Genomic DNA, 19,198 nt, shown 5'->3' with positions numbered 1-19,198 from the left:
GGGGCTCCACGTCTATGTCTGCTGAACGGTCATATCTCCCGCATGGTCCGGTTGACGGCTTTCATCCCGTTTCAAAGTCGCTGGGATCACCTCACTGGGTATAAGTCTGGGTTTCCATCGGCCCACCCAGACCGGCCGTGACCTGCACTGATAACGCCGCCTGCGCGGGCCGTTCAAAGCGGCCCAGTCACAGGCGGAGTCACAGGCCCCCGGAGTTGCCCAGTCACAGGCGGAGTCACAGGCCCCCGTTCGGCCCACGTGTCCAACACGGACCCCACGGCGCGAACCCACATCCGCCCAGAGGCCCGCCCCTCACCGAGCCTGACTCAAGGGCACTGTCGAACGAGGCTTTCGAAGAGAGCGAACGATTCCGGACCGGGCTCGCTCCCGGAGCGGTGGAGTTCATCCTTCAATCCCTGGAAACAACGGTGAACCGCGTCCTTCCGCCCTCGTGAGGCGTAGTGCCTCATTTTCTCCTGATGCAGGATTTCATTCGAACGGTCCACCCGCAAAGCAGAGTCAATTAGGCGTATGCGTTCTTCTCCGTCATCGACGAAGTCCAGCAACCGCACGTACACATCAGCGGCTATCTCCTGGAGTTCCCACCGGCGTTCAGCGAACCATTCATCCTGAACATCCTCGAGAAGATCAGATCGGTACAGTCCCACCATCTTCCTCAAGACTGACTCCAACTGGGACCGGCCCGCTTTTCTGGCCTCAGCATAGAGGCCGTAGAACTGGCGGACGTCGATGTCGAAGTACTCCCACTGGAGGCGGTACCGGCCTTTCTCGTTCTCCACGATCGGGACTTCATTCCCCAATTCCAGCGCGTCTCGCACTGCCTTACGCAAGGCCGTGACCGCGTTGGCCCGGAAACGGCGCGCCTGCGACTCCGGTACCCCCGGCGCGAGGACCTGTGTCACCTCCTGGTGGGAGACGCCCTCTGCGGGGCCGAGCGCCAAGGCGGCGAGCAGGGTGTAGGTGCTGGTGCGCGTCCCCTGGAGAACATCGTGGCCGTTGACCTCGCACACCACCTGAGGCACGAACAACCGCACCCCTACCCTGGCCTGCCCACCGTGTCCAGAGTTCGCGAGGCTCGAAGGCTGTTCCCCCTCCGCCTCATACGTCTCGTGCTTGCCCGGATCGGTGTCGGAATCATGGTCGTGGTCATGCTCGTGGCTCGTACCGGGGCAGGGCTCGTGATCGTCGCTAGCCTCCTGCGGTCCCTGTCCGGAGGATTCAGGGAACTCGGGCTGGTCCTCCTCGCCCTTGTTGGGCCCGTCCTCCACCGTTTCGCTGGTGTTATCCGAGGCCGATGGAGGTTGCGCAGTGTCGGTCGGGGTGCCTTCGGGCTCCTCCCCGCCCTGGGGCGGGCTCCACAACCGCAGTCGGCCCGGGCGCCTCACCTCCCCCTGACGGGTTCGGACCCGCACCTGCTGGTTGTCGTCGCAGTCCACCGTGACCGCGACGTCCTCGGCCTGGCCGAGCACGCACAGCATCACCCCGCAAGTGGCGGTGAGCCCCGCTGGCAGCCCCGGCCCCGCGTCGAGGTCACCCGTTCCCACCGCCACCACGACAGGCGGCAGAGGAGCTGGCAGCGCGCTCATCTCGTCGCCGTGTTCGTCCTGGTGTCGTGCTCGAGCCAGTAGCTCCGTCTCCACCGCGACCCGTACCTGGGCCAGATCGGAGACCACCTGCACACCCCCCAGTGGTGTCCCCTCCTCCGCGAGGGCCGCGGCGACCGCGCGAGTGGCGATAACCGGCCCTGGGATGTGGTCCGCGACCAGGGCCGCGAGCACGCGCGCGGCGTGGGCCCCGACCAACGCCACACCACTGGCGCTGTTTACCCGAAGCTTGTCGGTAATGAGCAGGTAGCCGTCGTCGGCGACGACGCCACGGGCGAGCCCTTCAGCGTCGTGGCGCACCAGGTCGTCCTGACCCGACGCGTCGTCGTCGGCGCCAGGGTCCGCCGAGAGGTGCTCGGGACCTGTCGGCACCCCACAACGAGTACCAGGCTTGCGGCGCGTCGCCGATGCCCGGCGCCGTCCGACCGCGTACCCCACACCCGCACCGACGGCACCGGACACGACTCCGACCCCCGCCAGGTCAAGCACGGTGTTCTCCTCGGCCGCGGTGGCCGCACCCGATCCCACCCGCTCCGGGGCGGGGGCTACCTCGGACAAAGACTCCGAAGGCATCCCGGTCTCGGAGGGGGTCTCGGCCTCGGAGCCCGCTGACCGCTCGGGCACCGCAGCCGGGGCGGGGGTGGGGCGTTGGACGGTGTAGGAGATCTCCACCCGCCGGTACTCCCCATACGAGGCACGAGGATGTGACGGGGGCTGGGCGGCCCCCTTTCCGACCACCTGGATCTCGACGTCGGCGTCCAGCTGGTCGGCCAGGTGGTCTGCGACCGCCTGGGCACGGCGCTCCGACAGGCCCTGGTTGTAGAAGGGGTCGCCGATCGGGTCGGTGTGCCCGGTCACCACGACCGGTTCTCCGGGGTGTCCGAAGTCAGCGATCATGCCGATGGTCGGCTCCAAGGACTCGGCCATCTCAGGGGTGAGGTCGGCCGAGTCGAAGGCGAACCCCGCCAGGATGCTGGTGCGGTCGAAGACGTCCTGCGGCCTCTCCTGCTCCCCCTCCGCCACTGGGGTCTCCTGGGTGGGAGGCGTGTCGGTCACGGTCGGCGCTGGGGCCACCGCGTCCGTCGTGTGCGCCGCCACAGCCGTGGTCTGGGCAGAGGTCGCGGTCGCGCCCCCGGCCACCAGCACCCACACCAGCCGTACCAACCCCACCCGAGGCACCAGCCCACGCACCGCGGCGATGATGTCCCAAGCGACGACCACCAGATGGGCCGCCCACACCCCCCACAGGAACACGACGAAGAACGCGAGCACGACCTCGTCCGGGATGCTCCCTGACCGCAGGTACTGGAGGAACCACACCCAGGTGGTGTCCGGGCCCAGCGGCCACTCCAACCGGGTCGCCAACCACGGCGGCCCCACCAACAACACCACCGTGACCAGGACCTCGCCCGCCACGGACCACGCACTTCGCGGCATACCTCTCCCTCTTCCTGTCGGTCAGAACTGCTGTGAGCGTGCGCCGGAGCATGCGGCACGAGACCGCTACCTCAGCGGGGGTTGGAGCGCCGCAGCGGCGGCCTCGGCTGCGATCTCCCGGGCCCCGATCGGCAACAGGTCGGGGGTGTAGGTGCTGCGGGCGAGAACGACCACCCGGTGGTCCTCGACGACCACCTGGCCGCCCAAACCTTGAGAATTCAGGTGGTCGAGGACTGCTTGGCTGGCCCTGTCGGCGTCCAGGACCGGGCTCCCCCCGGTAAGGCTCGCCGCGCCGTCCAACTGGTGGGCCCCGGCCCTGGCCGCCGAATGCGCCACCGACAACAACTCCGCCTTGGCCACCAGCATCTGGCCCGCCTCCCACACCAGCGCGAACACGATCATCACGACCGGGACAAGCAAGATCAGGAACACCGACGCCTGCCCCTCATCCCCACGGCGGCATGATCGGCGCCTGGTTGCTCGAGTCATGGTGTCCGTCCTCGGTAGGGGTCGATCGGTGAGGAAGCAGCGGCCTGCAGGGTGCGCTGCCCGCCGAAACCGCCCAGGTCGATGACGGTGACCGTGCACGCCACCTCCACTCGAACCTGCTCAGCTGTCTCGAACCGGGGAACGTCCACAGTGGCGGCGAAGGGGCTGCAGGCCACGCCCCGATCGGCCAGCTCCCGCCGTGCGGTCACCCGTGCCTGGGCGCGGGCGGAGGCGGTGTCGCGTTGCAGCGAGGCGGCGCGTGCGGCTGCCGAGGCCGCGTCCTGGGTGATCAGGGCGGCCGCGACCTGGCGTCCGGCCATCACCACCAGCGCCAACACCACGACCAGGACCGGGACGAGCAGCACCAGCTCCACCGAGGCGCTCCCCGAATCCTCCCGGCGGCCGAGCCGCGCGGCGCGTATCGGGTGGGAGCGCTCATGGCGTGAGGCGCTCGACCGGGCCGGACATCTCCGACGCAACAGGCAGGTCCACCCCCGGTAGCAGGCTCACCACCTGGCCTCGCACCCGCACCCGCGCGGCCTGAACGGTGCGGTCGACCTCGACCTCCACCCGGCGGAGCATCCCGCCGCCCAGCTGCGTCTGGGCGTGCTCAGCCCGCTCGCGAGCCAACGCGGTGGAGCCGTCGAAGGACCGGGCCGCGGCCAGGGTCTGGGAAGCGATCGCCTGGGCTCGGTGCTGGGCGTGCGCCCACACCCCCACCTGCGCCACCGCGAGCACCATGACGAACACGATCGGCAGGATGAACAACGGCTCCGCGCTCCCCCGGTCATCCTGACGTTCGCGGCACTTGTCTCCTCGTCGCTGGTGCGTCCTGGTCATCGGGTCACGCCCAGGTCGATGGACTCGGCCGCCGTGGTGAACTCGGTGACGAGGATGCCTCCGACGACGGTGGCGATGGTGATCGACACCATGATGATCAAGATCCAGTCCGTCGTCGCCGACCCCACATCCGAAGTGACATCTCGTGACGGTGTGAGCCATGTGCGTACACACCCATGGGCACGCCGAAGAAGCCCGTTCATCCAGAACCCTCCCTGTCTAGAACCCGGCCATCACGTGGGTGAGGGCGACATAACTGATCAGCACCAGAAACCCGGCCACCAGGCCCATCGTCGGGAGCGTCATGCGTTCGGTGGCCGCGTGCGCGGCGGCCTCAGCCTCGGCCAGACGACGCGCCCGCAACGACGTCGCCTTCGCCGTCAACGACGCGCGGGTGCGCGCCCCCGATGCCCCGCCCAACCGCAACGAGGCGGCCAGCTCACCGAGCTCGCGCACCCCGGTCTCCTCAGCCACCACGTCAAGCCCCTCCCACGGCGGCTGATGCCGCAGGCTCGCGACGTGCACCGCTTGGCGGAGCCGCTCCGGGGCACGGCCGTGCCCGCGCTCCAGAGCGGTGGTCACCGCGCCCGTCGTTCCGGCGCCCGCCGCCAACCCCATGACGACCAGGTCCGCCAACGCCGAGGTGGCCGCCCGGAGTTCCGCGCGGTGCTGACTGGCCGCGTGGTGCGCGGCCAGGTCCGGACCCAGGAAGCACCCCGCCGCGACCAGCACGGCGAGCAGCCAGGCCATCGCGGGCACCGGCAGGGCCGCGCTGCCCGCGAGGAGCAGGACCGTCCCGAGCACGAGCCCGACACCGGTGGCGGCGGCCTTCTCCGCCCGATACGCCTGCACCGACGCACCCGACACCGCGAGCGTCCGGGACAGGATTGGGCCCGGGACGCCGACGCGGGCCAGCAGGTAGCCCGTGCGGTGGCCCGCACGCTGCGCCCACCCACCCTCGGCAGCGGGACGGGACTGCGGGACGGGGCGGGGTGTGAGGCGCTCCACCAGCGAAGGGCGACGCAGCGCGTAGGCGGCGGCGCACGCCCCAGCTCCCGCAAGACCTCCGGCCGCACCCAGGATGAGAACACTCATCGCACAGCACCTCCCATCGTGACGGTTTCCACGGGGGCGGGGCGGAAGGGTCGTGGCGTCGTCGGTGGTGCGGCGAGCCGGGCCATCCAGAAGAACGAGGCCGCCCACAGTCCTCCGGTCAGTCCGAGCACGAGCTGGCCGGTGAATGTGCTCAGCGGTTGGAGGAAGGTGGGGTTGAACGCGGCCATCCCCACCAGCATGAGGGTGGTGGCGGCAGCGATGATGCGCACCGAGGAACGCACCCTGGCCCGCGACGCCGACACCCGGCCCACCGTCGTGGCCCGATCCCGGGCCGCCTCCGCCAACCGTGACAGGGCTCCGGCCACGTCCCCACTCTGCCGACAGCGCCCATGGTCAGGGTGATCGCGATCAGATCCCCCAGGTCGGAGTCGACCTGCCGGGCGAACACCCCGGCGGCCTGCTCCATCGACTGCCCGGCGCGCAGCCGGGCCTCCAACTCCTGGACCTGGTCACGGACCAGGTCCGGGGCCACCGGAACGGTGGCGGTGACGGCCTGGTGCAACCCGGAGGCACCGGTGATCATGTCGCGCAGCTGTTCCGCCCAGGAGGCGAGTGCCTCAGCGAGGTCGGCTTCGCTCCGGGTCGTGGTGTCAGGGCCGAGCAGGGCGGGCATCCACCACCCGGCCACCGCGGCGAGCACCACCCCCACCGGCCACCCCGTCACCACACCCACCAGAACCCCTGCCGCTGCGCCGCCCGCCGCACGTATCCACAACTGGCGCTGAGACAGAAGTGTCGTCAACCGGCGGAAGCGAGACGTGACGGGGACAGCACGCCAAGGGACGAGGCTCAGCGCGTAGGCGGCACACACGACCCCGGCCCCCAGCACGGCTCCGGCGAAGGCGAGCCCTCCGATACTCCAGTCCCAGACTGGCATCACGCCCACCCCCGCCCCGTGTACCCGGCCCGAACCAGCCGCTGGCCGACCAGCCCACTCGGAGCGCAGACCACGGTTCCGGCGGGCTCTTCGACCGCACGGACATACAGCTCGTTCGAGATGACCTGCTCGCCCTCCGAACCCACGACCTCGCGCACACTCGTGACCACCCGCTCCCCCGTGGGCGCGGTGTCGATATGCACCACCAGATGCACCGCCGTCCCCACCAGCGACGCCGTCGCCGAAGCGGTGAGGCGTTCGGGCGCTTGGGCGCAATAAGCAGCCAGCTTCGCGAACACCTGCTGGCTGGACGAGGCGTGGAGGGTGGACATCGACCCGTCCGTCCCCATGCTCATGGCGTTCAGCAACGCCAGGGTCTCCGGGCCCCGGGTCTCCCCGACGATCACCCGGTCCGGGCACATCCGCAACGCCGCCCGCACCAACTCGGCCAACGTCACCTCACCCACACCCTCGACATTCGGGGGCCGCCCCTGCAGGGCGACCACGTCCGCGTCGGGCAGGTGGCGGTGCAGCCCCAGCTCCAACGAGTCCTCGATGGTGATCACCCGCTCGCCGTCCACCGTGCCCAACAGGGCACGGAGCAGGGTGGTCTTGCCCGCGTTCGTGGCCCCGGAGATGACCATGTTCGCCCGGGCCCGGACCGCCACGACCAGCAGGTCACGTACGGCCTGGTCGACCATCCCCGACCGGACCAGATCCTTCAACCGCAGGTGCCGGGAGGGGTGGCGGCGGATCGTCACACTCGGGCGGGCCGCGATCCCGGGCATCACCGCCGACAACCGCGACCCGTCCTCCAGCTCCATGGACAACAGCGGGGCGGCCGTGTCAAAGCGGCGCTCCCCACCCGGGGCGCGGGCGGCGGCCCGCTGCACCAAGGCGACGAGATCGGCATCAGTGCCTACCACCGCCGGGCGGCGCTGGCGGCGTCCCCCGCCGAAGTCCACGATCACCGGATCGTTGCCGATGACGTGGATGTTCTCCACGTCCGGTTCGGCGAGCAGCTCCTCCAACGGGCCCAACCCCAGAACATGGTCCAGGACCAACTGGCGCAGCCGCACCTCATCGGCCGGTGCCAGCCCTGCTGTCCCCTGGATGAGGGCGGTGCGTGCCCGCTCCTCCAGCAACCTGTTCACGAGCTGGCCAACGTGGTCGGCATCCGCCGCCTCTCCGGGGGTGGTGATGAGCTGTTCAGTGACCCGGCCGGCGAGCGTCACCGCGGTAGCCCGAAGGGACACCTCCTCCGGCCCTACTTCCCGAGGCGTCGGGAGACGCGGGATGTCGTTCGTCGCCGTCACGCTATGTTCACCACCCTCGAGTCACGCTGTTCCCCGGGTGTGCCGGGGCTCTGTTCTTCCTGTTCGTCGTGGGGCAGGCCGAGGCCGGAGAAGTCGTCGCACAGCTCCGCCAGGGACCTGGCGGCCCTGACCAACGGCACCCACTCCAAACTGTCGGGATCACGACGCTCGGACCACCAGGCCGCCAGTCGGTCCCGCAACCGGGTCGGTGGCCGATGCTCGCCCCGAACCAGCCCCGCCCCGGTCGGGTCGTGCGGGATCCGCGCCCACACCGGCAAACCCGACGCCACCTTCGACACCTCACCGTCGGAGTACGGGCATGGGCCGGTGACGGCCAGACCGACCCGTGTCCCGCCCTCCTTCAGCGAGGCCAGGATCGGGGCGCACGCCCGCAGCCGGGCCGCGTGCCCCACATCGCCCGGATCGGTGAGGACCACGACGACATCGGCGTGACGGACCAGGGTCACTCCCGCGGACCCCGGCACCGCCCGCCCCAGATCCACCACAACCACCCGCCCGGTCCGCAGTAGGGCGGGGTTGTGGGCCAGCATGTCCACCGCCCGCCCCGCCTCCAACGGGTCGACCGGAGCGGGCACCAGCCGCAGCCCGCCCGGCAGCTCGACCGCATGGGTCAACAGGGGAGTGCTGGCTGAGGAGGCGTTCTCGCTCCCGCCTCCGCCCAGGCGTCAGCGGACACCGGCACCGGCGCTGGTGCTGGTGCTGGTGCTGGTGTGCGGGAGGCCGCGGCCAACGACACCAACCCCTTGTCCGTGTGATGGAGGTCGATGCCGTGCCAGGCCGCCAGATCCCCACCGGAGGCATCGGCCTCCACCAACACCGGAACCGTCACCGGGGACGAGGGCCAGGACGCCGCCACAGCGGTCGCCAGACTCGTCACCCCCACAGCCCCGCCCAGGGAGCACACCGCGACGATCATTCCCCACCTCCCACCACCGTGGCCGCCCGCACGTCCTCGTGCGGGTTCAGGACCAGCAGCTGCGCTGGCCCATCAGCGACCGCACGGGAGACATAGGTGGCCTGGTCACGGGACATCACCACCTCCACGACCCGCTCCCCTGTCCCGAGCGTGTCCTCGGTGGGTAGGACCCGGTGCACCGACCCCGTGACCGCACCCAGCGAAGCATCCGCATCGCCGTCGCCGCCGGTGGGGGTGACCACGTCCACGGTCGCCCCCGCCTCCAGGCCGTGCGGCACCGTGGACACGGGCACCGCCACCACCGCCCGCCCCAGATCCGGCCACACCACCCGGTCCCCGACCGAACCAGCCACCAACGGGGACCCCGCGAGTGTCGGCCGGGTCAACACCTGCCCCTGGACCTGTTGCGGGGACAGCATCCGCACCCCCTCGACCTCGCCCATCTCGACCGGCCTGACATCGGACGCGGTGAGCACATGCCCGGCCGGGAGATCGGCCGCCAGCACCGCGACCGGACGCGCGTCATCCAACACCCACCCGGCCCACGCCCCGGCCATACCTCCCGCACCGATCAACCCAGCCGCGAGCAGAGCCCACTTCCACCGGCGACGCGAAACAGCCGCCAGACGCACCGACTCCCACCCCCGCCCACCGGCCTCCTGGCCTTCTTCATTTTTCCGATCGTTTTGTTTGGGATTCGCGAGCGCGACCATCCCTCCCCCTTCCATCCACACACCGTCTTCTTGCCGCTCTGGCCCCGTGTTCTCAGCGGATGTCAGTGACCACCGCGTGGATCTCACTCACCGGCACCGCCACCGTTGACACGGTGGTCAAGTCCGCCAGCTCCCCGCCCCGCCCGTCCGTGGCCGACCAGGACACCGCCCACTCCCACACCGCGACCAGATCCACCGTCGCCCCCGCCCCACCCGGAGGCAGGGCGGTGTAGGTGTGACCGCAGTCCGGAGACCCCTCCTCCCGGTACACCCGCGGGGAGAACACCGTGCCCGACACCTCGCACACCACCTCGTGACCGTCCCCGGTGTCCCACACCACCCGCCGCGGAGAGGCGACCACCGTCACCGACCCGGCACTGACCGACGCGGTCGCACTGACCGGCTCCCAGTCAGCGGCATCCACCCACATCCACGAGGGCAGGTTCACGAACCGGGGCTTGCCCAAGGGCGGGGCGGTACCGATGTCGGGCTCAGGGAGCCGCATCATCGCCCGCGCCTGCTCCGCCAACGCGCCCGGATCGAACTCCGGCGAGGCTGCGGGCGCGATGACCCCTTCGCACCGGGCCACGCCCAACGGCACCTCCATCGGGCCCTCCTTCCCTGACTGCGCGAACTCCATATCGGGCGTCACACAGCTGGGGCCGCTCTCCCCGTCCTCATCACTGCTTCCCCCTGCTGCTGCAGGGGTGTCGGGGACCACCGGGCCACGGCTGGGTGCGTGGGCCGTGACCTGGCATGAACCGCCCGTGCAATCGGTACTTGTGATGAAGCCGCTGTCGTCGGCCTCGGCCCTCGCCGGGAACAGGAAGATCGCGACCGCGATCCCCAGGACGAGCGTTCCCCTGCGCCGTACAGGCATCGTGGTCAGCATGACCCGTAGTCCTCCAACCAGAGGTCGTCCACGCGCCACCGGCCGTTGTCGGCGACGACGGTGGCTGTCACCAACCTCGGGCCTCCCTCCGTCCCCCCGTTCTCGACCTCGACCGACCACGCCGAGTCATCAATGCAGTCCTCCACGGTCACGGTGGCCGGAGATTCGGTGAGGTCGCTGTCGACCACATCGGGAGCCATCTCTGGTTCCCCTGTGGCCACCGCGCCGTGCAACATCGCCGTGGTGAGTTCGAGGGCCTGTCCCGAGGTGTACTCGTCCAGGTCCGGGTGGCCGACCGCGCCTTCGTGGGAGCCCTCGACCACCACCGCCCACATGCCCCGGTAAGCGTCCAGCGCCGCCTCCTCGACCATCGGCGACGGGCTGGCCGGTGCTGTGAGGGTCGGGGGCGTGGGTGTCGGGTCACCGCTGGGGTCGCTCTCCTGGGCCGCGCACCCCACCAACACCACCGCCACCGATACCGCCGCCCAACCCGTCACAGGCACGCGCATCCCTCACCGCCGAATCCTCACCGGGCACGGCCCCAACACCGCGCTTTCGATGAGTGACACTAGCCACACCCAGAGTCACATCACAACCAGTTTCCGGATACTCACCGTGACCAAAAATGTGAAGAGAACCACCGCGACCCAATGTCGCACGCTCTACCTGCACAAACGCGAAACCGAGGCACGCGAAAGGGCCTGCCCCCAACGAGGAGACAGACCCGAATCACCGGCCGTTCGTCACGCCACGGGCGTGCGTTGCGTGTGCCATTGGCGAATCAACCCGGCCAATTCGTCCCACTCGCCAGGAGTTCCCGAATCAGTACCTTGGTCACACGCCTGAGTCGTGGACGGCCGCTGAAAAGAACCCTGGGGAGATGTTCGTCGCCGCTGGGCGCGTTGGCGTTGTTCGTGCGCGACCAGGTAGGGGCGCACCGCCCGCACCCCGCCGTCGTCCACACACCACCCGAACTCCGGCAACTCCACCACGGTGTCGGCCGAGGTTTCCATCTCGCCCCTCGTGAAGAGGTCCCATGCCCGATCCGCGTGCGTGCGCCGCGCCCGCTCGTAGCGCCCGACCCACTCCGGCTCACGGCCCGAAGATGGAGTGGGTGGGCTCGCGGGTTCCGGCCGCGAGGGCGAGGGCGTCATGTTGGTCGGCGAGGTTGGGCGCGGCGGTGGTGGTGCGGGCTTCTTCCTGACGATCGCCTCGAGTACCGCTCCCAGGGCCCGCCGCGCTCGGCTGGCCCATCCCTGTCGGCGCCTGCGGTGCGACCCGTACCATGGCTCATAGATCTTCCTCCTGCTGATTCCAGGTGGGGGATCACGCCTCGGACGGTGCCCTAATCACCGTCGAGGCGGCTTCTTTTCTGTGTTGTCTTCTCGACGCTCTCGCGTCCTGGGCGGAGCGGGTGTCCTTGGCCTCGAGGTCGGCCGCCCCTTCGAAGCTGCGCTTCCTCACCCCACCCGACACGAAGCGATCTGCGCTATCCGGTGTCGCCTCCCGTCGAGGGCAGGTCGAGGCGGGTGTTTCCCAAGCCGGATACAGACATGGCAAATGACCCCATTTCAGACATACGAATAAAACCGGCTAATTGGGATTGGTCGCATTCACCCGGGCTGACCAGCGGGTTCGATATTTCCCCATACTCGCGAGAAGTTTCAACCCGCTCGGTTCAGAAAAGTCATGGCACCCGAAAAAGATGGGCACACGGGCACGCCGCCGTGCGAGGGGCTCAGCCGTCCCGACACGCCCCCAACACGGCATGGGCGCGGACAACCCCGCGCAGGGGGTGGTCCGCGCCCACGGTGACGCTGGGCGGCCCTCAGCCCGGGCGGACGGCCGCTACAAACCGGGCACGGTAGTACTCACCGCCCACCGGCTCCACCCGGATACTCCGCCCGGTTCCTGGGGCGTTGACCATCCGCCCGTCACCGACGTACATCGTCACGTGCGACGGGGAACCCCCGGGCGCTCCGGTGTCGTAGAACAGCAGGTCCCCCGGCCGCACCTGGTCGAGCGCCAGGCGCGTTCCGGTGTTGACCTGGTCGGTGGTCACCCGTGGAAGGCGCACCCCGGCCGCCTCCCAGGCCCGCATCACCAGCCCCGAGCAGTCGAACGCCCCCGGACCCGTCCCACCCCACAGGTACGGTTTGCCGACCTGGCCCAGAGCCCACTCCACCGCAGCCCGGCCCTGCGCACTGGTGGCTTCCACCCCCGAACCGAGCGCTGGGGCCGCGTGGGCGGCCAGCTCGGCGTAGACGTCGATGTGCCCCCTCACCTCCCTCACGTAGGACGCCGAATGGTTGTAGCGCCCCAGCGCCGCGTCGAGATCGTCCTGATCACCGAAGTCCACGACCTGCGCGTGCGGGTCGCTGACGCACAGGTACACCGCCGCACTCCACGCCGCGTCGAAGGCGTTGTGCGGGTCAGCGACACCGTCACCGGTCGCGTCCAGGCCATGCAACGCCCACGTGGACGGAAGGAACTGCATCGGCCCCACCGCCCGGTCGAACCCTGCGTCCCCGTCCCACACCCCGCCGTCGCTGTCGGTGTGCGGTGTCGTGTTGCCCCCGGCCCCCGACCCGTCGAGACGGGGGCCGGTGATCGGTGGGTGCACCCGCCCTCCTGGGGAGATTTCGTGTCCGGCCGCGTGATCGGATTCGACCTTCCCGATCCCGGCCAGGACCGGCCAGGTCATCCCCTTACACCCCGGATACTCCACCTCCAGTAGCCCGGCCGCTTGGGCGTAGGCGCGCAGCATCGTGCCGGGGATCCCCTCCACCTGGTGGAGGGCGGGAGCGGCTCGGTTGCCGTCATCGGACAGCGCGCCGATGAACACCGGCACCACCAGGAAGACCGCCCCCGCCGCACCCACCGCCAGTCGGATCACCCCTGCGCCTGCTCGGGGAGGGGGTGGCGGTGGGCGATGTCCACCAACCTCAGCTCGTGGGGGGAGCCGGTAGCACCCACGACCCTCCACACCCGCTGCTCCGGCCCCTGTTCGGTGAGCCGGGAATGGGTGGTCACATACGCCCCGACCGAGTCGGAGACGTCTTTGGCCAGCTTCGTCTCCAGGTGCTGGGCGCGTTTCTCGGAGTGGACCGCGAACAACACGATCGAAGGCCTGTCCCTGTAGCGTGCCAGGTTCGCATACCCCACCATCTTGCGGCGGACCTTGGCCAAGGACTCGGTCCCGGTGTCGTACTCGAAGAAGGCGCGCAGGACACTCTCCTCCTGACGCCACCGCAGGTAGCCGTCCGGGCGGATGTGCGACCCCCACCGGCGTGCGCACTCACGCTCGCCGTACCAGCACACCAGCTCTCCCTGACCATCACCGGCCTCGACGAAACGCACGAAGCTCTCAGCGAGCCCTTGGATGTGCCCCAATTGACTGGAGTACCCCAGCCGTTCCGCCTGGTCCGGGTGAACCCCCAGTTCGGGGGGTTCGACGCCGCGATGGTGCGCCAACAATTGCGCACCGGTCGCAGCCAGGACCCAGTAGTCGGGAAGCTTGCCCTTCGGCGTGTGCCTGCGGAACCGGTCCAGCACGCCGTAGCGGTACAGGGCCAGAAGGCGCCGCCGGGCCCGACGCGGGTCCGCTTCGGGAAAGTGCACCCGGGCGATCTGATGGGTGGTGAGCGCCTGGTGGTCGTAGACGTCGCACACGATCGCCATGTCACGCTCGGTCAGCCGGGTCATCAACGACACCGGCGTATAGCCGCGTTCAGTCATCCGACAGCTCCTCACCAGCCTTGTTCGGGGACGCGGCACTGCCTTCCGCGCCCGCCCCGTGGAGTCGTGCGGCTTCGCGGACCTGGGTCGCCCGACCCGGGATCGCGGGTGGGAGTGGGCGGGTGCGCACCGTGGCCGCCCCCTGTTCCTTGGCCCCCACCAACGGGCGCACCGCCGCCTGGTACGCGCCCAGATTCGTCAGGTCGTAGGCGCCCAACACCGGCAGCGTGTGCTGGCACAGGCTGACCGCGTCGTCGGGGGAGGCGGTGAAGTACACCTTCGTGCGCGCGTTCGCTGACACCGCCTTGCGCAGGTCCGCGGGGAGCTGGCCCAACTCCTGGTGGGCCAGGGTCAGCCCGAGCCGGTAGCCGCGGGCCTCGGCCAGCATGTCCTCCAGGCTTCCGGGCAGGTTCAGGAAGTTCTGGCACTCGTCCGCGTACGCGCACAGGTCCTGACGCCGGTGTTCAGGGGTGTAGATGCGGGCGGTCACCGCCTGCCAGGTGGCCGCCAGCGCGAACGACCCGATCAGCGAACTGGTGTCCTCGCCCAGACGGCCCTTCGGCAACCGCAACAGCACCAGGTGCCCGGAGTCGAACAGCGACGGCAGGTCGATCGTCGACGGCCCCGACGCCACCACGTGGCGCACCCACCGGCGCAACAGCGCGGTGCGGAGTTTGTTGAGCACTGGCCCCGTCACCGCCGACCGGGCGGACTCGGTCAGCGCCCCGTACCAGCTCCAGAAGTCCTTCAGGGCCTCGTCGTCCCCGGTGCGGGCGGTGACCTTGCCCATCACCTCCCCGCGCAGGGTGTCGTCGGCGAGCAGGCGCGGGATGTGCCCCAGGGTCAAAGCGGGGTCCTGAGCACGGGTCAGGGTGAGTGTGGCGGCGCGCAGGATGTCATCGGTCCTGGGCCCCCAGTACTGGTCGTAGATACGGCGGAAGATCCCCACCACCGTGTCCGAGACGAAGTCCGGATCCCCGCCCTGCAACAGGTTCAACCGGGGCGGCAGCGCCTTGTCGTCGGGGTCGAACAGCACCACCCGGTCGACGGCGTGTTCGGGCAGGCGGGCCAGGATGTCGGTGACCAGGTCCCCGCGCGGGTCGATCACCAGCCCGGCCCGGCCCGCCTCGGCGTCCTGCAGCACCATGTTCGCCAACAGGGTCGACTTGCCCGACCCGGTCTTGCCGAGGATGTGCGTGTGCTGGCGCGACTCGGCCACCCCCACCGCCACCGGACGGTGGATCCCCGCGTCGGCGTCGCCGATCACCCTCGCGTTCTCGCCGCCGCGCGGCACCACGGGCGAGGGTGCGGCCGGCCGCGCCCCGGCGCGGACCAGGCCGGGGACGGTGGTGTCGGTGGGCAGGTGCGCCACCCCGGCCAGCTCAGCGGTGGTGAGCAGGAACCCGTAGCCCAGGAACCGGTTGGCCGACCACCAGGTGGGTTTGAGCATGAACCGGCGGTCCAGATGGTTGGTCCCCGAGGTGAACGCGGCGAACGCCGACGCCACCCCATGGGCTCGCCCACGCAGACGCTCCCGTGCCGCTTCGCCGGTGTGGGTGGTGGTGAGGATGTAGGCGACATCGCACGCCAACCTGGGCGAGGAGGCCTTGGTCAGGATCGCCCGCACGTCATCCCCCGTCCCCGGCAACATCGCGGGTCGGGCGTGGGTGCTGCCGTGCGTAGTGGGGTCTACGGCGTCCAGCAGCGTGGTCGCCAACCCGGGGTGGCCGTGCAGGCGGGCCGCCGCCTGCCGGGCACGGGCCAGACGCCAGCCCGTCGCCGGGCGCGCGGTCACCCTGACCAGGGCGTGTTCGCCCTCGGCCAGGTCCTCCAACGCGCCCAGCAGCGGGCGGGCCGGATCAGTGGTGAACTTCGTCCGCAGCGGGAACACCTCGGCCCGCCCCAACCTCAGGTGACCCCCCGTGGTGTAGACCCCCTCCGGGAGCGGGGACTCTTCCGGGTGGCAGGTGCGGGTGGAGGTGGTGGCACCGGGCCAGGCCGAGCTGATCGCCCGCTCGACCGCGCCCGGTGGGACGATCCCGGGCACCCACACCTGGAACCGCACCCCAGCGGCGGAGGCCACGACCTCCAGCGCGAGGTGGGGCTGGATCAGCCACCGGGACCAGCGGGGCTTGAGCAGCCCCATGGTGTGGTTCCAAAACTCCGTGGCGTTGTCCATCGTGGCTTGGGGCGGGGGCAGGATCTCCACCATCCGCGCCCCCTGAGTCAGGTAGCGGTGGCGGGCCCACCGCACCCCCAACACCGCCGCGCACACCAACACGCCACATGTGGGGATCGCGCCCAGGAGGAGGAAGAACCCACCGCCCAGCAGGAAGTCGACCATCACGCCACCGCCCCGTCCTCGAACTCGCCCGCCCCGGTGCCGGGGTGGGCGTCCTGGTGCTCGTTCTCCTCCCGCACCTCAGCCCTCATGGCGGTAGGCATGCCGCGCCCAACCCCCGTGAGGTGTTGAGGCTCCTCCCGCTCCTGTGCCGTGATGGCAGCCAGTTCTGCGGGGTCGGAGGTGATCAGCCGGTGCTCGGCCGGTGAGGCGATGGGGTGGAACCCCACCCGCTGGTGCCCGGCCACCAACAACGCGCTGCCCCGCGCAGCCGTGGCGACCAGGTGGGACTCCCCCGCCGACAGATGGAAGGTCTCACTCACCTGGTCGAGGTTCTGCGGCGCCTGCTTCAACAGGATCTGGGTGGCGGCGTTGGCGACCACCACTCGCCCCAGCTCGGTGCCGAGCACGTCCCCCACGTCCTGGGTGATCAGGGTCAGCCCCGCCCAGTGCTTGCGTCCGGCCTTGGCCAGCCGGGCCAGGTAGCGGGCCGCGGCCGGATCCTGGAGCAGCAGCCACGCCTCGTCCACGACCACCATCCGAGGCCGCGTCGGGCCACCTCCGGTGATGTGTCGCCAGATCGCGTCCAACGCCAACAACACCCCCACCGCCCGGACCTGGTCGGGCAACTCCCTGAGCGAGACCACGGTCAGATGCCCGACCACCCGGCCAGTGGAAGGCCCGTTGAACAGGGTGGCGTGGGATCCGTGGACGAAGGGATCCAACCGATCCGCCAACCGCCCAGCGGCCTGTCCCAGTTCCTCCGCCGCCCCGGGATCGGTGGCCAGGTCCTCCAGCGCCGCGGACAGGTCCGCGAGCACCGGCGCGGGCCTGGTCCAGGTGGTCGGGTCCCGGGTGATCCCGACCTCGGCGTAGGCGGCGATGATCGCCCGATCCAGCACGCTCTTCTCCACCGGGGAGAGTTCGCCGACCATCGCGGTGATCAGGGTGTGCAGGAACAGCGCCCGGTTCGTGAACCCCTGCGCGTCGGTGTCCGCGGGCGGGAGAGCGAAGGGGTTGAGTCGCCCTTCCGGTGCGCCCAACTCGATGACCGTCCCACCCACGGCGTCGGCCAAACGAAGGTATTCACCTTCGGGGTCGATAACCGCGATGTCGACGCCGACGAACAGCGACCGCAGGACCTCGAGCTTGGCCAGGTAGGACTTGCCGGCCCCGGAGCGGGCGAGGATCACGCTGTTGTGGTTGTCCAGCCCTCCGCAGAACCGGTCCCAGGCCACCACCCCGTTGCTGTGGGTGTTGGTGCCGTAAACCACCGTCGTCTCGCCCAGGTCCGCGACCAACTCCGGCGAGGTGAACGGCAACAAGGTCGCGACGGCGTCGGTGTCCATCGACCGGCCCATCCCCAGAAGGTCGGTGCCGAGCGGGAGGGTCGAGATCCACCCCTGCAAGGGCCGGAACGTCGCCGGGACCGCGTCCACCAACAAGGACGCGCACAACGCGTGCACCTGACCGAGTTCGGCCTCCAACACCTCCACGGTGGGGGCGTGCACCGTGACGTACACCGCCACCCGGAACAACCTGCCCTGTCCGGTCGCGATGCGGTCGGCGATCTCGGCCGCATCCGCTGCTGCCGTCACCTGGTAAGGGTCCTCCACCCGCCCCTGCGCGGCGCTGGTGCGGTGCGCCGACTCCAACCGCGCCCGCCGCTTCCGCAACCGGGACGCAGCCGTCATAGCCGGGACCGGAACCAGGTGGAAGGCGATGTCGAGCTGCCCCGGGTAGGTGAGCAAAGGTTCGGCCCACCCCGCGCTCACCTGGCGCGGAAACCCGACCACCACCAGGGTCTGGCACACCCCGCCCTCGACCCGAAGGTAGCGTGCCCCCACTCCGATGGCGGGCCCTCCCAACGCCGCTGACCCGGTGTGTGTCCAGGGCTTGTGAATCCCCATCAACGATTTCCTCCCTCTCCTGTGCGTGCGTGTTCCTCGTGGTCGTCGATGTCTGGGCCTCGACCGCCGTCGTGGTCGGTGAAGCCGGTAGTTGGGGAGGCCAGCGCCTGGCGCACAACCTGCTCCGCCTCGACCCCCGCCAGGACGTGGGTGCGGATGCCAAGGGTCGCGAGCCGATCAGCGGTGTCCTGAGCGGTGCGTCGCAGAGCCGCCCCCGCCCGGCGGGCGGGCCCGGTGGCGGTGACCACGACCACCACCTGCTGGTGCGACAACTCGTGCGTGCGGGCCAGGTGGTCCAGGAAGTCGGCGTGCGCCACCGCGGCCTCAACCAGCGCCGGATGCGGAAGGTGACGCACGTTGTCGCGGACCATCGCGGTGAACCCCGACAGATCGGCCCGACGCCGTTGGACGAGGACCTGCACCGGCTCCGACAAGGCGTCCAACGCTCCGGCGAAGGCGGCCAGGGTCTGGTCCTGCTCACGCCCCGAGGCGAGCTGGAACGGCAGAGTGGTGCAGGAGATCAACACCGCGCACCGCCCACCCAGATCGACCACCCCTGCGGGGCTGATCGCCGATGCGGGGAGCCGGAGCGGTTCCACACGAGGACTTCGACGACGGCGCGGAGCCCACCAGGCCAGGTCGGGGATCTCCCCCGACGGTGCGCCCACCAGATGTTTGGGGGCTCGTGCCCAGGCCAGCGCGCTGGCCGCGAGGCGTTCCAGGCCCCGACCGTCCCGTTCGCCCAGGGCGACGGCGATGGCCACCCCCAGAACCGGGGCCAACGCCAAAGCGAAGGCCCACAGCGGCACGGTCTCGCGCAGGAGCAGGTAGGCACCCCATGCCCCCGCCAGGACGGGGGCGATGATCAGGCACTGGCGGGCGGTCAGGTTGAACAGGACAGGCTCGCCCCGGTCGATGTCGGCGGGGATACGCCCCTGCCACGACGACGGCTCCTCAGAAGCCACAC

The 19,198-nt window shown here is 70.2% G+C and carries 17 protein-coding genes; all 17 read right to left on the bottom strand.

The window, feature by feature from the left end; all coding sequences use genetic code 11:
* Positions 1–326: 326 nt before the first annotated feature.
* Positions 327–3,062, bottom strand: coding sequence for an OmpA family protein (locus BJF83_RS30605; protein WP_083678566.1), 2,736 nt, complete (start codon positions 3,060–3,062; stop codon positions 327–329).
* A gap of 66 nt (positions 3,063–3,128) precedes the next feature.
* Positions 3,129–3,494 carry a pilus assembly protein TadG-related protein gene (locus BJF83_RS16520; RefSeq protein WP_075926994.1) on the bottom strand — a complete coding sequence of 122 codons (366 nt, stop codon included), beginning with the start codon at positions 3,492–3,494 and terminating at the stop codon, positions 3,129–3,131.
* 53 nt (positions 3,495–3,547) lie between these two features.
* A complete protein-coding gene (locus tag BJF83_RS16515) occupies positions 3,548–3,925 on the bottom strand; it encodes a hypothetical protein (protein ID WP_075926993.1) in 378 nt (125 codons plus the stop codon).
* 61 nt (positions 3,926–3,986) lie between these two features.
* The gene (locus tag BJF83_RS16510; RefSeq protein ID WP_075926992.1) at positions 3,987–4,391 is read right to left on the bottom strand and encodes a TadE/TadG family type IV pilus assembly protein; all 405 of its coding nucleotides are present in this window, start codon (positions 4,389–4,391) and stop codon (positions 3,987–3,989) included.
* Positions 4,392–4,610: 219 nt separating this feature from the next.
* Positions 4,611–5,486: a type II secretion system F family protein gene (locus BJF83_RS26870; protein WP_075926991.1), complete on the bottom strand. Its 876-nt coding sequence runs from the start codon at positions 5,484–5,486 to the stop codon at positions 4,611–4,613.
* The gene (locus tag BJF83_RS29405) at positions 5,483–5,674 is read right to left on the bottom strand and encodes a hypothetical protein (RefSeq protein ID WP_262391616.1); all 192 of its coding nucleotides are present in this window, start codon (positions 5,672–5,674) and stop codon (positions 5,483–5,485) included. The genes BJF83_RS26870 and BJF83_RS29405 overlap by 4 nt, the downstream gene beginning before the upstream one ends.
* Entirely contained in the window at positions 5,638–6,384 is a 747-nt protein-coding gene (locus tag BJF83_RS16500; RefSeq protein ID WP_262391615.1) for a type II secretion system F family protein, read from the bottom strand. The genes BJF83_RS29405 and BJF83_RS16500 overlap by 37 nt, the downstream gene beginning before the upstream one ends.
* Entirely contained in the window at positions 6,384–7,640 is a 1,257-nt protein-coding gene (locus BJF83_RS16495) for a CpaF family protein (protein WP_262391614.1), read from the bottom strand. The genes BJF83_RS16500 and BJF83_RS16495 overlap by 1 nt, the downstream gene beginning before the upstream one ends.
* Positions 7,641–7,696: 56 nt before the next feature.
* A complete protein-coding gene (locus tag BJF83_RS16490; RefSeq protein ID WP_075926989.1) occupies positions 7,697–8,335 on the bottom strand; it encodes a hypothetical protein in 639 nt (212 codons plus the stop codon).
* A 298-nt stretch (positions 8,336–8,633) separates the two neighbouring features.
* Complete coding sequence (locus BJF83_RS16485; RefSeq protein ID WP_158070384.1) at positions 8,634–9,194, bottom strand: SAF domain-containing protein; 561 nt, start codon at positions 9,192–9,194, stop codon at positions 8,634–8,636.
* A gap of 208 nt (positions 9,195–9,402) precedes the next feature.
* Positions 9,403–10,242 (bottom strand): hypothetical protein, encoded by an 840-nt coding sequence (locus tag BJF83_RS26145; protein WP_083678564.1) that lies wholly within the window; start codon positions 10,240–10,242, stop codon positions 9,403–9,405.
* Positions 10,236–10,751 (bottom strand): hypothetical protein, encoded by a 516-nt coding sequence (locus tag BJF83_RS16475; protein WP_075926988.1) that lies wholly within the window; start codon positions 10,749–10,751, stop codon positions 10,236–10,238. Before BJF83_RS16475 ends, BJF83_RS26145 begins: the two co-directional genes overlap by 7 nt.
* Positions 10,752–12,070: 1,319 nt before the next feature.
* Entirely contained in the window at positions 12,071–13,138 is a 1,068-nt protein-coding gene (locus BJF83_RS16470; RefSeq protein WP_075926987.1) for a C40 family peptidase, read from the bottom strand.
* Positions 13,135–13,980 carry a replication-relaxation family protein gene (locus tag BJF83_RS16465; RefSeq protein ID WP_075926986.1) on the bottom strand — a complete coding sequence of 282 codons (846 nt, stop codon included), beginning with the start codon at positions 13,978–13,980 and terminating at the stop codon, positions 13,135–13,137. Before BJF83_RS16465 ends, BJF83_RS16470 begins: the two co-directional genes overlap by 4 nt.
* Entirely contained in the window at positions 13,973–16,324 is a 2,352-nt protein-coding gene (locus BJF83_RS16460; protein WP_143831929.1) for a type IV secretory system conjugative DNA transfer family protein, read from the bottom strand. The genes BJF83_RS16465 and BJF83_RS16460 overlap by 8 nt, the downstream gene beginning before the upstream one ends.
* Positions 16,324–18,231: a VirB4 family type IV secretion system protein gene (locus BJF83_RS16455; protein ID WP_143831926.1), complete on the bottom strand. Its 1,908-nt coding sequence runs from the start codon at positions 18,229–18,231 to the stop codon at positions 16,324–16,326. Before BJF83_RS16455 ends, BJF83_RS16460 begins: the two co-directional genes overlap by 1 nt.
* A complete protein-coding gene (locus BJF83_RS16450) occupies positions 18,231–19,196 on the bottom strand; it encodes a PrgI family protein (RefSeq protein ID WP_075926985.1) in 966 nt (321 codons plus the stop codon). Before BJF83_RS16450 ends, BJF83_RS16455 begins: the two co-directional genes overlap by 1 nt.
* Between the last annotated feature and the right edge of the window lie 2 nt (positions 19,197–19,198).

It is taken from the genome of Nocardiopsis sp. CNR-923, assembly GCF_001942255.1.
GTDB lineage: Bacteria > Actinomycetota > Actinomycetes > Streptosporangiales > Streptosporangiaceae > Nocardiopsis.
This window is presented reverse-complemented; position numbering and strand designations above follow the sequence as displayed.

What these genes read in the sequence shown, in the direction of transcription:
- BJF83_RS26145 (WP_083678564.1), bottom strand. Translation starts at nt 10,242, where the DNA reads ATGCTGACCACGATGCCTGTACGGCGCAGGGGAACGCTCGTCCTGGGG.
- BJF83_RS29405 (WP_262391616.1), bottom strand. Translation starts at nt 5,674, where the DNA reads ATGGCCGCGTTCAACCCCACCTTCCTCCAACCGCTGAGCACATTCACC.
- BJF83_RS30605 (WP_083678566.1), bottom strand. Translation starts at nt 3,062, where the DNA reads ATGCCGCGAAGTGCGTGGTCCGTGGCGGGCGAGGTCCTGGTCACGGTG.
- BJF83_RS16475 (WP_075926988.1), bottom strand. Translation starts at nt 10,751, where the DNA reads ATGCGCGTGCCTGTGACGGGTTGGGCGGCGGTATCGGTGGCGGTGGTG.
- BJF83_RS16510 (WP_075926992.1), bottom strand. Translation starts at nt 4,391, where the DNA reads ATGACCAGGACGCACCAGCGACGAGGAGACAAGTGCCGCGAACGTCAG.
- BJF83_RS16460 (WP_143831929.1), bottom strand. Translation starts at nt 16,324, where the DNA reads ATGGTCGACTTCCTGCTGGGCGGTGGGTTCTTCCTCCTCCTGGGCGCG.
- BJF83_RS16485 (WP_158070384.1), bottom strand. Translation starts at nt 9,194, where the DNA reads ATGGCCGGGGCGTGGGCCGGGTGGGTGTTGGATGACGCGCGTCCGGTC.
- BJF83_RS26870 (WP_075926991.1), bottom strand. Translation starts at nt 5,486, where the DNA reads ATGAGTGTTCTCATCCTGGGTGCGGCCGGAGGTCTTGCGGGAGCTGGG.
- BJF83_RS16465 (WP_075926986.1), bottom strand. Translation starts at nt 13,980, where the DNA reads ATGACTGAACGCGGCTATACGCCGGTGTCGTTGATGACCCGGCTGACC.
- BJF83_RS16455 (WP_143831926.1), bottom strand. Translation starts at nt 18,231, where the DNA reads ATGGGGATTCACAAGCCCTGGACACACACCGGGTCAGCGGCGTTGGGA.
- BJF83_RS16500 (WP_262391615.1), bottom strand. Translation starts at nt 6,384, where the DNA reads ATGCCAGTCTGGGACTGGAGTATCGGAGGGCTCGCCTTCGCCGGAGCC.